Here is a 14,351-nt window from a genome sequence, read left to right as displayed (position 1 = left end):
GGGTGTCCGTCTGGGCGTTGGCTCGGGTTTCCGTCCGGCGGTCGGCTCGGGTGTCCGTGCCGGGGTGGTCGGGGTAGTCGGGGGAGCCGAGGCAGCGGGCGAGGGCGGCGCCCAGGCGCGCTTCGAGGGACTGCGGGTTGCCGTCAGCGGCGGCGGCGAGGGCGTAACCGCGGCTGAGTGCGATCTCGCCGATGGGCCGCCAGTGCAGGGCGAGTTCATCAGCCTGCGCCGGGGAGCACAGCAGCAGGTCGCGGGTGCCGATGACCTCTGCCGCGGCGGTTGTCAGGTCGGTCGCGGCGACGAGCTGTGCGGGGCGCAGGCCGACCGCGTCGCGCAGTCGTGTGAGCGGGTCGCGGATGTGCGGTACGTCGTCCTCCGGCTGGATCCAGATACGGCGGGCCGGGCCGGGGGAGGCCCGGCCGATCCGCAGCGTTTCGAGATAGACGCGCTTCACGCCGGGGTCCTGGGCGCCGGCGAGCCCGAGCGGAACGGACCATGTCGTCTCGTCCGCGGGTACCGCGAGCAGGGCGGCACGCACCTGCTGTGAGTGGAGCAGTTCCACGCGCTGTGGCGGCGCCGCGACGCGGAGGTCGAGCGTGACACCGTGCTCGCGTGCCTCGGCGACGAGACGGGCGAGACCGGCCGTGGAGCAGATGCCGGGCATGGCGAGCCGCCATGGCTTGCGTTGGGCGGCTTCCGCCTCGTGCAGCAGGACGTCGGCGGCCTGTACGAGCTGCCTGGCCACCGGCAGCATGTCCCGGCCGAAAGGGGTCAGTACGGCCCGGCGCGATGTGCGCTCGAAGAGCTGCTCACCGAAGCGCTCCTCCAGGGCGGCGACGCGACGGCTGGCCACCGACTGGGACATCCGGGCGGCGGCCGCTCCGACGGTGAAACTGCCGTGCTTACTCACGCTGACGAACGCGCGACACGCTCCCACCACATCCACGGCCCGAACCCTATGCCATATGCCCCATGCCGATATGCCATATCGGCATGGAACGACGCGTTCACGTATTGGACCGCATAGCCGGTGGTTGGCGAGGGTGGGTGGTCCTGGCACGCACGCATGACCACGTACCTGGAGGTTTGGAGCATGCAGTACAGTCGCGCCCGACGGGCCGTTTTCTCCACATTTGCTGCGCTTGTCCTCGTGCCGCTCGCGGCCTGCGGCCCGGCTGACGCCTCGGCTTCGGCCTCGTCCTCATCGTCTCCGTCCGCCGCGGCGGCGGGGGCGGCGGGGGCGGGTGCGGCCGCGAAACCGTTCGTGGGTGAGTTCAAGAAGCTTGAGCGCAAGTTCGAGGCGCGGCTGGGCGTCTACGCCATCGACACCGGCACCGGACGCGAGGTGGCCTACAACGACGGCGAGCGGTTCGCCCATGCCTCCACGTTCAAGGCGCTGGCCGCCGGTGCCGTGCTGCGCAAGTACGCGCCGAACGGGCCGAACGGGATGAACAGGCCGGACGGGATGAACAGGCCGGACGGGATGGACAAGGTGATCAAGTACTCCAAGGACGATCTGGTCGAGTACTCCCCTGTCACCGAAAAGCACGTCGAGACCGGGATGACCCTGCGCGAGCTGTGCGACGCCGCCGTCCGCTTCAGCGACAACACCGCGGGCAACCTGCTGTTCGACGCGCTCGGCGGGCCCAAGGGCCTCAACACCGTGCTCAAGGAGATCGGCGACGACGCCACCCGGATGGAGCGCCGCGAGCCCGAGCTGAACGACTGGGCCCCGGGCGAGCAGCGGGATACCAGCACGCCGCGGGCACTGGCCAAGGACCTGCGCGCGTTCGTCCTCGGTGACGTCCTCGGCGAGGGCGAACGCGCTCAGCTCACGAAGTGGCTCCAGACCAACACCACCGGAGCCGAGCTCATCAGGGCCGGAATGCCCAAGGGCTGGAAGGTCGGCGACAAGACCGGAGCCGGCAGCACCTACGGCACCCGTAACGACATCGCCGTCGTATGGCCGCCCGACTCCGCCCCCATCGTGATCGCGATCCTGTCGAACCGCACCACGAAGGACGCCAAGTTCGACAACAAGCTGATCGCGGAAGCGGCCTCCGTGGTCGCCGACACGCTGTCGTAGCGGGAGGCATGCGCTCCACCTGTTCCTCTGGCAAAGGAAAAGGCATTTCACGGACCGGAAGGACGGGCTTTAGCGTGGGTGGGGTGAACGCATCGCCCGCCGGTCCAGACGGACGCATATCAGCTCCCACCGCCCTCCGTTCGTCCTCCACCGCCGCCCCTCCCGCTGCCCCTCCCGCCCCCACCGTTTCTCCGGCAGCCTCCGCAGATCCCGTGCCGGGCGCCACATCACGAGCCGAGGCCGGGCCCGGGCCCGGGGCGGGGGTGGTCGGCGCGCGCGGGCAGATCACGTCCGTGGCGCTGGTGATCGGCGGGATCGTCTCGCTGCAGTTCGGTTCGTCGGTGGCAGTGCTGCTGTTCCCGAGGGCGGGGGCACTGGGCGTGGTCGCGCTGCGGCTGGCCGTCGCCGCGCTGGTGCTGCTGGTCGCGTGCCGTCCCAAGGTACGCGGCTATACGCGCGGCGACTGGGCCACGGTGCTCGCCTTCGGCGTCGCCCTGGCCGGTATGAACGGGCTCTTCTACCAGGCGATCGACCGCATCCCGCTGGGCGCGGCGGTCACCCTGGAGTTCCTCGGCCCGTTGATCCTCTCGGTGGCCACCTCGCGCCGGCTGCTCAGCCTGGTGTGGGCGGCGCTGGCGTTCGGCGGTGTGGCGCTGCTGGGACGCGAGGGGTTCGACGGGCTGAACCCCGTCGGCGCGGTGTGCGCGCTGGCGGCCGGCGGGCTGTGGGCCGCGTACATCCTGCTGTCCGCCCGCACGGGGCAGCGCTTCCCGCAGGCGGACGGGCTGGCGCTGGCGATGACCGTCGCCGCGGTGCTCAGCCTGCCGCTCGGCGTCGTCAGCGCGGGTACGGCGCTGCTGAACCCGGTCACCCTGGGGCTGGCGGCCGGGGTCGCCCTGATGTCGTCCGTTCTGCCGTACACCCTGGAACTGCTCGCCCTGCGCAGGCTGCCTGCCTCCGGCTTCGCGGTCATGATGAGCCTGGAGCCGGCCGCGGCGGCCACGGCTGGTTTCCTGGTGCTGGACCAGGGGCTGGGGTGGCTGGAGATCCTGGCGATCGGCCTGGTCGTCATGGCGAGCGTGGGGGCGGTGCGGTCCGCGGCCGGCAAGGGTTCGTAGCCGAAAGGGTTCGTAGTCGAACTGCGAGGCCCTGTCGTCCGGTTCCCGTCGTCTGCCCGGAGGCAGGCGGGAGATCGACGACAGGGCCTTGCGTTTGCGATTGCGTCTATTTGCGATTGCGTTTACCAGAGCCGGCCGTGCGGTGGGCCGAGGCTGCCGCCTGTGCAACCTTCTGACGTTGCTCGGATGCCCTTGGCCCCGTGCCCGGCGCCCTGGACCGTCCGCCTCACATGGCGCCTTGGACGGTCCGCATCACATCCCGAGGAGGCGGCCGAGCGCCCCGCCGTCTTCTTCGGACTCCCCCTGGCCGGCCGCACCGGCCGCGGGGCCTTTGGCTTCGCCGTCTTCGCTGCTCTCGCTGCCCTTGTCCGCCGAGTTCTTGTTCTTGCCGGACTCGGAGCCGCTGCTCGACCCGAAGCTTGAACCGAAGTCGCCGGGGTCGTCAGCGGCGGCGGCGGTTCCCGCGCCGCCGAGCAGGGCAGCGGTGGCCAGGGCCGCCGCGAAGAGCGTGGTACGGATACGCATGAATCCTCCTGAAATTACGAGACGGTGATCAGCCTCTGTACTTCCCGTCGCCGGGCACTGAATGTGACGCGTGCGCAAAGATCACCCCACTGGCTCCTTGTGGAACTTGTTCTTGCGCTGCCTGCCGAGGCGCTGCCCGCCGAGGCGCTGCTTGCTGCCGGCTGCTTGTCGAAAGGCGCTGCTTGCCGAGTCGTACCGATGGATGCGACGAAGGCGAGCTGATGAAGACGAGCTGTTTCCGTGCGATGAAGGCGAGTTGGTGCGGTACCGCGAGGCCATATCGAATTCGCATAAAACGAAAGTATGGTTTTCGTGATCGCGGTGGTGAAATGCTGCCGCGGCTCGCTCGGAGTTGTTTCGTCGAGCGTGCGTGGCTGCACCGGCCGTGAATGTTCCTGCCGCGATGCTGTTCCTGTCGCGATGCTGCTCCTGCTGGGAAGCTCCTCCTGCCGCGAGGAGCGCTGTCGCGAAATGGATTCCCGGCGACCGCATTCCCTCGCCCGTCGCTCATTACTTGCTGATGAGGTTGGTGCAACCCATGGACGAGCCCAACGCGGTGGACTGCATGCCGGCGACGACCCCGAATGCGCCGATGACGTCTGCGCCCAGGTCGTGCGCTCTGCACGAGCTGCCCTGCAGGAGATCCAACAGGGAGCCGCCCCCTCCGCCGTCGGCGTGGGCGGGGGCGGCGCCGAGGAGGCCGACGGTGGCGAGGGCGGCGATCACCACGGCAGCCTTGGGGAGCTTGTGCATTTCATCTCCGGGTGGATTGAGCGGATGCGATCTGCGAGGGATCGACTATCGTAGGATTACGAAAGGATAATGGGAAATAGCAGGTAATTACTTGGCGGCGCGCCGAAACTCGTGACCGCTCGTGATCGCTCGTGACCGTTGCAAAACGGCGCCTGTTCACTCCTCGGGCAGGACCCGAACTTCTCTCTTGTATCCCGCCCTCGGGCCACTCCCATCAACCGATCGGTTGATGGGATTTCACGCGTGATGGGTGATATTCCGGGCACTTCCCGGACGTGACGCTTGACGGATCAAGGTGAGTTGGGGGTGTGGGTGGAGTGGTGCGGGTGGGGGCGCCCGCCGTTCGGTGGCGGTCGCGCAGGCGTAGGGGACGGGACGGGGACGGGATGGGGACGGGCGGTCCGGCTCGTCCTTGCTCGGGAAAATCATGCAGGCGTGCTTGCTTGTTTCCTGCCGCGCTGCCACCCTCGGAACGCGTCACGGACCCGTACCCACACCCGTACCAACATCCGTGCCAACGCTCGCGCTAATGCCCGTGCCGGAACTCGTACGGGAACTCGCGCCAGAACTCGCAGCAAAGCCGCACCAGGACCTGTCAACTTTCCCTGCCCGTCGGGGGCATGGGGCCGACGAGGGGAGTGCCGCGTGTCGTTCGATCCCGGCGCCGTACTGGCGGATCTCGGAGCGGAGAGCGAGGAGCTGGACGCGCTGGTCGCCGGACTGTCGGCCGACCGCTGGGCGACGCCGACGCCCGCCGAGGGGTGGACCATCGCCCATCAGATCGCCCACCTCGCCTGGACCGACCGTCAGGCGCTGCTCGCCGCCACCGAACCGGAGGAGTTCGTACGGGCCGCCCGGCAGGCGCTGGCCTCGCCGCTGACGTTCGTCGACGAGGCCGCCGAGGCGGGGGCGAAAGCCCCGCCCGCCGAACTGCTCGCCGAGTGGCGGGCCGGCCGTAGCGAGCTGCACCGGGTGCTCACCGAACGGCTGGAGGGTGAGCGGGCGGGGGAGCGGGTGCGTGAGCGGGCGGGCGAGCCGGGGCGTGCGAGGTCGGGCGAGCGGGCGGGCGAGCGGGTGGGTGAGAAGCTGCCGTGGTTCGGGCCGCCGATGGGTGCCGCGTCGATGGTGACCGCCCGGCTGATGGAGACCTGGGCGCACGGCCAGGACGTCGCGGATGCGCTGGGCGTCACCCGGCTGCCCACCGTACGGCTGCGGCATATCGCCCGGCTCGGGGTGCGGACCCGCGACTTCTCCTACGTGAATCGCCAACTCGATCCGCCTGATGAGGAGTTCAGGGTGGAGTTGCGGGCTCCGGACGGGGTGACGGTGTGGGCGTACGGCCCGGCGGGGGCCGAGCAGCGGGTGGCCGGGACCGCGCTGGAGTTCTGCCTCCTGGTGACCCAGCGGGCGCACCGTGACGACCTGCCGTCCCTACGGGCCGAGGGCGCGGACGCGGAGCGGTGGCTGGGGGTCGCCCAGGTCTTCGCCGGTCCGCCGGGGAAGGGGCGGCCGCCCAGGTCCGAGGGGGCCATGACTTGAGCGGGAACGGTATACGCGGGATCGGTATATGTGGGAACGGTATGCGTGGGATCGGTATACGCGGTGGGGGCATAAGTGGGGGCGGTACCGACAAGGGCGGCGGCATCGACAGGGGCGGCGAGCCGCTGCGGATAGGCAACGCCTCCGGCTTCTACGGCGACCGCTTCGACGCACTGCGCGAGATGCTCACCGGCGGCCCCCTCGACATCCTCACCGGCGACTACCTCGCCGAGCTGACCATGCTGATTCTCGGCCAGGACCGGCTGAAGGACCCCACACGCGGCTACGCCACCACCTTTCTGCGGCAGCTGGAGGACGGCCTCGGGCTGGCCGTCGAGCGCGGCGTGCGGATCGTCACCAACGCGGGCGGGCTGAATCCGGCCGGACTCGCCGACAGAGTAAGGGAGTTGGCGGCGAAGGTCGGGGTTCCGGTGCGGGTGGCGCATGTGGAGGGGGACGACCTGCTGGGTGGTGGCCGGAGCCGGGGCGACGGGGTGGACGGGGTGGACGGGGTACTGGACGGCGCGCTGACCGCCAACGCCTATCTCGGCGGCGGTGGGATCGCCGAGTGTCTGCGGGCCGGCGCCGATGTGGTGGTCACCGGGCGGGTCACCGACGCCGCCCTGGTCAGTGGTGCCGCCCAGGCGCACTTCGGCTGGGCGCCCGATGACCTGGACCGGCTGGCGGGTGCGGTGATCGCCGGCCATGTCCTCGAATGCGGTACGCAGGCCACCGGCGGCAACTATCCCTTCTTCGAGCCGATCTTCGAGCCCTCTGCCGAGCCCGGCATGCTCCGCCCCGGCTTCCCGCTCGCCGAGATCGCCGAGGACGGCTCGTCGGTGATCACCAAGCATCCGGGGACGGGCGGTGTGGTCGACGTCGGTACCGTCACCGCCCAACTGCTCTACGAAACGGCCGGTGCACGCTACCCCGGGCCGGATGTGACCGCGCGACTGGACACCGTACGGCTGCGGCAGGAGGGCCCGGACCGGGTCCGTATCGACGGGGTACGGGGCGAAGCGCCGCCACCCACGCTCAAGGCCGGGCTGACCCGGCTCGGTGGCTGGCGCAATGAGGTCACCTTCGTCCTGACCGGGCTGGCGGTCGAGGCGAAGGCCGAGCTGGTGCGTGCGCAGATGAACGCGGCCTTCGCCGCCTCCGGGCGCCGCCCCGCCGAGGTGCGCTGGACGCTGGTCCGCACCGACCGGCCCGACGCCGACGTCCAGGAGGAGGCCGGCGCGCTGCTGCGGCTGGTGGTGCGGGACACCGACCGGGAGGCGGTGGGACGGGCGGTCAGCGGCGCCGCGATCGAGCTGGCGCTCGCCAGCTACCCCGGCTTCCACGTCACCGCGCCGCCCGGCAAAGGGGCCCCGTACGGGGTCTTCGAGGCGGTGGCGGTGGACCCTGCCGAAGTGCCGCACACCGCCGTACTGCCGGACGGGGGAGGTCGGGTATCCATCCAACCACCCGCCGTGACGAGGGAGTTGGTGCGAGTGGCGGATCCGCCGCTGCCCGAGCCGCTGCCGGACGTCCGGAGGACTCGGCGGGTGCCCCTCGGCCGCCTTGTCGGGGCCCGCAGCGGCGACAAAGGGGGCTCGGCGAATGTCGGGGTGTGGGCCCGTACGGACGCGGCGTGGCGGTGGCTGGCACATGAGCTGACGGTCGAACGGTTCCGGCAATTGCTGCCCGAGACCGCCGGTCTGCCGGTCGACCGGCACGTACTGCCGAATCTGCGTGCGCTCAACTTTGTCGTCGATGGTCTGCTCGGCGAGGGCGCCGCCGCGCAGGCCCGGTTCGATCCCCAGGCCAAGGCCGTGGGGGAGTGGCTGCGCGCGCGGCACACGGACATACCGGAGGAACTGCTGTGACCGTGGAGATGTCGTGACCGTACTCGGAACCGCGCTCGACCCGACGAGCGCCGCGTACACGGAACGCCGGGCGGCGATGCTCGCCAAGCTGGCAGAGGTCGAGGCCGAGCACGCCAAGGCGGTCGCGGGCGGCGGCGAGAAGTACGTCGCACGGCACCGCGAGCGTGGCAAGCTCCTGCCCCGGGAGCGGATCGAGCTGCTGGTCGACCCCGATACGCCCTTCCTGGAGCTGTCGCCGCTGGCGGGCTGGGGCAGCGACTACCGGGTCGGCGCGTCGCTGGTCACCGGCATCGGGGTGATCGAGGGCGTGGAGTGCCTGATCACCGCCAACGATCCGACGGTGCGCGGGGGCGCCAGCAACCCCTGGTCGCTGAAGAAGGCTCTGCGCGCCAACGACATCGCGCTCGCCAACCGCCTTCCCTGCATCAGCTTGGTGGAGTCGGGCGGAGCGGACCTGCCCTCCCAGAAGGAGATCTTCATCCCCGGGGGCGCCATCTTCCGGGACCTGACCCGGCTGTCCGCCGCTGGCATCCCCACCGTCGCCGTCGTCTTCGGGAACTCGACCGCCGGCGGTGCGTACATCCCCGGCATGTCCGACCACGTGATCATGGTCAAGGAGCGCGCGAAGGTCTTCCTCGGCGGCCCGCCGCTGGTGAAGATGGCCACGGGTGAGGAGAGCGACGACGAGTCGTTGGGCGGCGCCGAGATGCACGCGCGCGTGTCGGGTCTCGCGGACTACTTCGCCGTCGACGAGCCGGACGCCCTGCGCCGGGCCCGGCGGGTCGTGGCCCGCCTCAACCACCGCAAGGCGTACGAGGATCCCGGCCCAGCGGCCCCGCCCACGTACGACCCGGAGGATCTGCTCGGCATCGTCCCCGACGACCTGAAGGTCCCCTTCGACCCGCGCGAGGTGATCGCCCGGATCGTCGACGCCTCCGACTTCGACGAGTTCAAGCCGCTCTACGGGACGAGCCTGACCGCCGGCTGGGCGGCCCTGTACGGCTATCCCGTCGGCATCCTGGCCAACGCCCAGGGGGTGTTGTTCAGCGAGGAGTCGCAGAAGGCGGCCCAGTTCATCCAGCTGGCCAACCAGCGCGACATTCCGCTGCTCTTCCTGCACAACACCACCGGCTACATGGTCGGCAAGGCGTACGAGCAGGGCGGCATCATCAAGCACGGCGCGATGATGATCAACGCGGTCTCCAACTCGACGGTGCCGCATCTGTCCGTCCTGATGGGCGCCTCGTACGGCGCCGGTCACTACGGCATGTGCGGGCGGGCGTACGACCCGCGCTTCCTCTTCGCCTGGCCCAGCGCCAAGTCCGCCGTCATGGGCCCCCAGCAGCTCGCCGGTGTCCTCTCCCTCGTCGCCCGGCAGTCGGCGGCGGCGAAGGGGCAGCCGTACGACGAAAGGGCCGCGGAGGCGGACGCCGCCCTGCGCACCATGGTGGAGCAGCAGATCGAGGCCGAGTCGCTGCCGATGTTCCTCTCCGGGCGGCTGTACGACGACGGCGTCATCGATCCGCGCGACACCCGCACCGTCCTCGGCCTGTGCCTGTCCGCCGTCCACACGGCGCCGTACGAGGGCGCGCGGGGCGGCTTTGGCGTCTTCCGGATGTGAGGGATCACGTGATGTCGACGATGAGGGATCACACGATGTCGACGATGAGGGATAACGTGATGCCGACGATTTCGACGCTGCTCGTCGCCAACCGGGGCGAGATCGCCTGCCGGATCTTCCGTACTTGTCATGAGCTGGGGATCAGGACGGTCGCCGTGCACTCCGACGCCGACGACAACGCGCTCCACACGCGCGTGGCCGGTGCGGCGGTACGACTGCCGGGCGCGGCTCCCGCGGAGACGTATCTGCGCGGCGATCTCCTCGTGAAGGCGGCCCTGGACGCGGGCGCCGACGCCGTCCACCCCGGCTACGGGTTCCTCTCCGAGAACGCGGACTTCGCGCGTGCCGTCATCGACGCCGGCCTGACCTGGATCGGGCCACCGCCCGAGGCGATCGAGGCGATGGCCTCCAAGACCCGCGCCAAGGAGCTCCTGGGCATCGCCCCGCTGACGTCCGTCACCGCCGGCGACCTGCCCGTCCTCGTGAAGGCCGCGGCGGGCGGCGGCGGTCGCGGTATGCGGGTGGTCCGCGAACTCGCCGAGCTGGACGGTGCCTTGGCCGACGCGCGGGCCGAGGCGTGGAGTGCCTTCGGGGATGGCGAGGTGTTCTTCGAGCCGTATATCGAGGGCGGGCGCCACATCGAGGTGCAGGTCCTCGCCGACGCGTACGGCACCGTATGGGCACTGGGTACCCGGGACTGCTCGCTCCAGCGGCGTCACCAGAAGGTCATCGAGGAGGCGCCCGCTCCGGGCCTGGCGCCCGAACTCGCCGCCGCCCTCGAGGAGATGGCTGAGCGCGCCGTCCGGGCCACCGGCTACCGCGGCGCCGGTACCGTCGAATTCCTGGTCGCCGACGGCCAGGCCCACTTCCTGGAGATGAACACCCGCCTCCAGGTCGAGCACCCCGTCACCGAGGCAGTGTTCGGCATCGACCTCGTCGCCCTCCAGATACGGATCGCCGAGGGCGGCCCGCTGGACGGCGACGGACCGCCCCGCGCACACGGCCACGCGGTGGAGGCCCGCCTCTGCGCGGAGGATCCGGCCGCCGACTGGGCCCCGCAGACCGGCACGCTGCACCGCCTCGCGGTCCCCGGAGCGGTGCGCCTCGACACCGGCTACGCCGACGGCGACCTGATCGGCGTGCACTACGATGCGCTGCTCGCCAAGGCCGTCGCCCACGCCCCCACGCGGGCGGAGGCGGTGCGCCGGCTCGCCGGGGTCCTGGAGCGGGCCGCCGTCCACGGACCGGTCACCAACCGTGACCTCCTCGTACGTTCCCTGCGGCACCCCGAGTTCGCCGAGGCCCGCATGGACACCGGGTTCTACGGGCGCCATCTGGACGCCCTCACCGAGCCGGCCCCCGACCTTCCCTCAAGGTCTCGGCTTCGCTCGAGCAGGGGGGACCCCCACGCACCGCTCGCCGCCGCTCTCGCCGACGCGCACGGCCGCTCCCGCTTCGGCGGCTTCCGCAACGTGCCGTCGCAGCCGCAGACGAAGCGCTACCGCACCGAGCCCGACGGGACCGAGCACGAGGTCCGCTACTGGCACACCAGGGACGGCCTGGCCGCTGAAGGAGCGCACGTCGTGGACGTCGTGGACGCCGTGGACGTCGTGCACGTCGTACGCGTGGAAGCCGGGGCGGTCGTCCTCGAAATCGGCGGCGTGCGACGGAGGTTCGACGTGGCGCGGTACGGCGACCAGGTGTACGTGAACGCCACTGCCCTGACCGCCCTGCCCCGCTTCCCCGAACCGGCCGCGCAGTATGCGCCGGGATCCCTGCTCGCCCCCATGCCGGGCACCATCGTCCGGGTCGCCGAAGGGCTGGCCGAAGGGGCGCGGGTGGCGGCCGGACAGCCCCTCCTGTGGCTGGAGGCCATGAAGATGGAACACCGGATCACCGCACCGGCTTCCGGCACGCTCACCGCCCTGCACGCCGCCCCCGGCCACCAGGTCGAGGTCGGCGCCCTGCTCGCCGTCGTACAGGCCGCCGTACCGGAGGAGGAATCAGAGGAATCATGAGCATCGTGCCGGACGCCCCGGAATCCACTGCCCCGGAATCCACCGCCCCGGAAACCACCGTCCTGGAAACCGAGGAGCACCGCGCCCTGCGCGCCGCCGTCGCCGCACTCGGCAGGCGCTACGGCCGCGACTACCTGACCGCCGTCGTCCGTGAGGAGCGCCACCCCGACGAGCTGTGGGCCGAGGCCGGCGCACTCGGCTACCTCGGCGTCAACCTGCCGGAGGAGTACGGCGGAGGGGGCGCCGGGATCACCGAACTCGCCATCGTCCTGGAGGAGTTGGGTGCGGCCGGCAGCCCCCTTCTCATGATGGTCGTCTCGCCCGCCATCTGCGGCACCGTCCTCGCCCGCTACGGCACCGAGACACAGAAGCGGGCCTGGCTGCCCGGCCTCGCCGACGGCAGCCGCACCATGGCCTTCGGCATCACGGAACCCGACGCCGGCTCCAACGCGCACCGGATCACCACCACGGCCCGCCCGGACGGCACCGACTGGCTGCTCAGCGGCCGCAAGGTGTTCATATCGGGTGTCGACATCGCCGACGCCACGCTGATCGTGGGCCGCACGGAAGACGCCCGGACAGGCCGCCTCAAGCCGTGCCTGTTCATCGTCCCCCGCGACACCCCCGGCTTCAGCCGCCGCCCGATCGCGATGGAACTCGCCGCCGCCGAGAAGCAGTTCGAGCTGGTCCTGGACGATGTACGCCTGCCCGCCGACGCCCTCGTCGGCGACCCGGACGCAGGCCTCCTCCAGCTCTTCGCCGGCCTCAACCCCGAACGCATCATGACCGCCGCCTTCGCCCTCGGGATGGGCCGCTACGCCCTCGCCCGAGCTGTCGACTACGCCCGTACCCGCCAGGTGTGGAAGGAACCCATCGGCGCCCACCAGGCCATCGCCCACCCCCTCGCCCAGGCCCATATCGAGCTGGAACTGGCCCGGTTGATGACGCAGAAGGCAGCACGCCTCTACGACGCGGGCCACGACATCGCCGCGGGGGAGGCCGCCAACATGGCCAAGTACGCGGCCGCCGAGGCCGCGGTCCGCGCCGTCGACCAGTCCGTCCACACCCTCGGCGGCAACGGCCTCACCCAGGAGTACGGCCTCGCCTCGCTCATCACGGCCGCCCGGGTGGCCAGGATCGCCCCGGTCAGCCGCGAAATGATCCTCAACTACGTCTCGCACCAGTCACTGGGCCTGCCGAAGTCGTACTGAGCCGACACGAAGGCCGACGCCGACGCCGAGGCCGACACGAAGGCCGACGCCGACACCAAGACCGCCACCAAGACCGCCACCAAGACCGCCACCAAAGCCGCCACCAAAGCCGCCACCAAAGCCGCCACCAAAGCCGCCACCAAGGCCGACGCCGAGGCCGCCCCAACGGAGAGGAACCACAGGGATCCATGACCAACGCGTCTCCACCACCCCTGGTGCTGCGCTCCCACGACCGCCGCGGCATCACCACCCTCACCCTGAACTCCCCGCACCACCGCAACGCCCTCTCCGCCCGCCTCGTGGCCGAGCTGCACCAGGCACTCACGGACGCCGCGGCCGACGACAGGACCCGCGCCCTCGTCCTCACCCACACGGGCAGCACCTTCTGCGCCGGTGCGGACCTGACCGAGGCGACATCCGGTACGGCCACGGACGGCCCGTTGGGCCTGGCCAGGCTGCTGCGCACGCTCGTGGAGCTACCCAAACCAGTGGTCGCCCGCGTGTGTGGCCATGTGCGGGCCGGCGGCCTCGGGCTGCTCGGCGCCTGCGACATCGCGGCGGCCGGACCGGACGCGACCTTCGCCTTCACCGAGGCCCGGCTCGGCCTGGCGCCCGCCGTCATCTCCCTGCCGCTCCTGCCCCGGCTGGACCCGCGCGCCGCGGGCCGCTACTACCTGACCGGCGAGGCGTTCGGCCCGGCCGAGGCGGCCAGGATCGGTCTGGTCACGCTCGCGGCGGACGACGTCGACACCGCCCTCGCCCCCGTACTGGACGGCCTCCGCAAGGCCTCACCCCAGGGCCTGGCCGCCTCGAAGAAGCTGCTCACCACCGACATCCTGCGCACCTTCGACCGCGACACGGACGCGCTCGCCGCAGCATCCGCACGTCTCTTCGGCTCCGCCGAGGCCCGCGAGGGCATGACCGCCTTCCTGGAGCGACGGGCCCCGGCATGGGCGGTCTGACTCCGGTACGCGGCGCCGGACCACCCCAGCAGGAACGCAGCCGTGCCACCCGCCACCGGCTGCTGGAGGCCGCCGTCGCCTGCCTCGCGGAGCGCGGCTGGAGCGGCAGTACGGTCTCCGTGGTCGCCGAGCGGGCGGGCGTCTCCCGGGGCGCCGCCCAGCACCACTTCCGTACCCGCGAGGACCTGTTCACCGCGGCCGTCGAGCACGTCGCCGAGAAGCGCAAGGCCGCCCTGAAGGCGCTCGCCGCCGACCTTCCCCCCACCAACTCCCCCGCCCGCACCCGGATCATCGTCGAGGAACTGGTCGGCCTGTACACGGGGCCGCTGTTCCGCGCCGCACTGCACCTGTGGGTGGCGGCAGCCGACGAGGACCAGCTCCGCGCACGCGTCACCGCCCTGGAAGCCCGCGTGGGGCGCGAGGTACACCGCACGGCGGTGGCCCTCCTGGACGCGGACGAATCCGCCCCCGGCATACGGGAGACCATCCAGGGCCTCCTCGACATGGCCCGCGGCCTGGGCCTGGCCAACCTCCTCACCGACGACTCCCCCCGCCGCAAACGCGTCGTCGACCAGTGGGCACATATCATCCACACGTCCCTGCGCTGACGGCGGTTCCGGCTGATCAGCGGGCGCCTCGGCGAGGACCAC

The 14,351-nt window shown here is 71.2% G+C and carries 11 protein-coding genes and 1 pseudogene; 9 read left to right on the top strand and 3 right to left on the bottom strand.

Annotated features, from left to right (window positions below; genetic code table 11):
* Positions 1-76: 76 nt before the first annotated feature.
* Positions 77-946 (bottom strand): annotated as a pseudogene (locus tag ACFY12_RS05085) (LysR family transcriptional regulator); the annotation flags it as partial.
* Between the two features lie 147 nt (positions 947-1,093).
* Between ACFY12_RS05085 and bla the strand changes: the two are divergent.
* Positions 1,094-2,086 carry a class A beta-lactamase gene (gene bla, locus ACFY12_RS05080; protein WP_390714296.1) on the top strand — a complete coding sequence of 331 codons (993 nt, stop codon included), beginning with the start codon at positions 1,094-1,096 and terminating at the stop codon, positions 2,084-2,086.
* Between the two features lie 212 nt (positions 2,087-2,298).
* Positions 2,299-3,204 (top strand): DMT family transporter, encoded by a 906-nt coding sequence (locus ACFY12_RS05075; RefSeq protein ID WP_390714295.1) that lies wholly within the window; start codon positions 2,299-2,301, stop codon positions 3,202-3,204.
* 252 nt (positions 3,205-3,456) lie between these two features.
* On the opposite strand, the gene ACFY12_RS05070 is transcribed toward ACFY12_RS05075, so the two are convergent.
* Positions 3,457-3,729 carry a hypothetical protein gene (locus ACFY12_RS05070; RefSeq protein ID WP_390714294.1) on the bottom strand — a complete coding sequence of 91 codons (273 nt, stop codon included), beginning with the start codon at positions 3,727-3,729 and terminating at the stop codon, positions 3,457-3,459.
* Positions 3,730-4,239: 510 nt separating this feature from the next.
* Positions 4,240-4,482: a hypothetical protein gene (locus ACFY12_RS05065; protein ID WP_390714293.1), complete on the bottom strand. Its 243-nt coding sequence runs from the start codon at positions 4,480-4,482 to the stop codon at positions 4,240-4,242.
* 645 nt (positions 4,483-5,127) lie between these two features.
* Here ACFY12_RS05065 and ACFY12_RS05060 point away from each other — a divergent pair.
* The 7 genes from ACFY12_RS05060 to ACFY12_RS05030 all read left to right on the top strand — a co-directional run bounded on the left by ACFY12_RS05060 (position 5,128) and on the right by ACFY12_RS05030 (position 14,309).
* Positions 5,128-6,021 (top strand): maleylpyruvate isomerase family mycothiol-dependent enzyme, encoded by an 894-nt coding sequence (locus ACFY12_RS05060; RefSeq protein ID WP_390714292.1) that lies wholly within the window; start codon positions 5,128-5,130, stop codon positions 6,019-6,021.
* Positions 6,022-6,125: 104 nt separating this feature from the next.
* A complete protein-coding gene (locus tag ACFY12_RS05055) occupies positions 6,126-7,889 on the top strand; it encodes an acyclic terpene utilization AtuA family protein (protein WP_390714387.1) in 1,764 nt (587 codons plus the stop codon).
* A gap of 13 nt (positions 7,890-7,902) precedes the next feature.
* On the top strand, positions 7,903-9,510 hold the full coding sequence (locus ACFY12_RS05050; protein ID WP_390714291.1) for an acyl-CoA carboxylase subunit beta: 1,608 nt from the start codon (positions 7,903-7,905) through the stop codon (positions 9,508-9,510).
* A gap of 44 nt (positions 9,511-9,554) precedes the next feature.
* Complete coding sequence (locus tag ACFY12_RS05045; RefSeq protein WP_390714290.1) at positions 9,555-11,528, top strand: acetyl/propionyl/methylcrotonyl-CoA carboxylase subunit alpha; 1,974 nt, start codon at positions 9,555-9,557, stop codon at positions 11,526-11,528.
* On the top strand, positions 11,525-12,739 hold the full coding sequence (locus ACFY12_RS05040; RefSeq protein WP_390714289.1) for an acyl-CoA dehydrogenase family protein: 1,215 nt from the start codon (positions 11,525-11,527) through the stop codon (positions 12,737-12,739). Before ACFY12_RS05045 ends, ACFY12_RS05040 begins: the two co-directional genes overlap by 4 nt.
* 188 nt (positions 12,740-12,927) lie before the next feature.
* Positions 12,928-13,701, top strand: coding sequence for an enoyl-CoA hydratase family protein (locus ACFY12_RS05035; RefSeq protein ID WP_390714288.1), 774 nt, complete (start codon positions 12,928-12,930; stop codon positions 13,699-13,701).
* Complete coding sequence (locus ACFY12_RS05030; RefSeq protein ID WP_390714287.1) at positions 13,689-14,309, top strand: TetR/AcrR family transcriptional regulator; 621 nt, start codon at positions 13,689-13,691, stop codon at positions 14,307-14,309. Before ACFY12_RS05035 ends, ACFY12_RS05030 begins: the two co-directional genes overlap by 13 nt.
* Positions 14,310-14,351 lie beyond the last annotated feature (42 nt).

Origin of the sequence: Streptomyces sp. NPDC001339 (assembly GCF_042895955.1) — a bacterium.
Classification (GTDB): Bacteria; Actinomycetota; Actinomycetes; order Streptomycetales; family Streptomycetaceae; genus Streptomyces.
The sequence above is the reverse complement of the archived record's forward strand: the minus strand, read 5'-3'. Positions and strand labels throughout refer to the sequence as shown.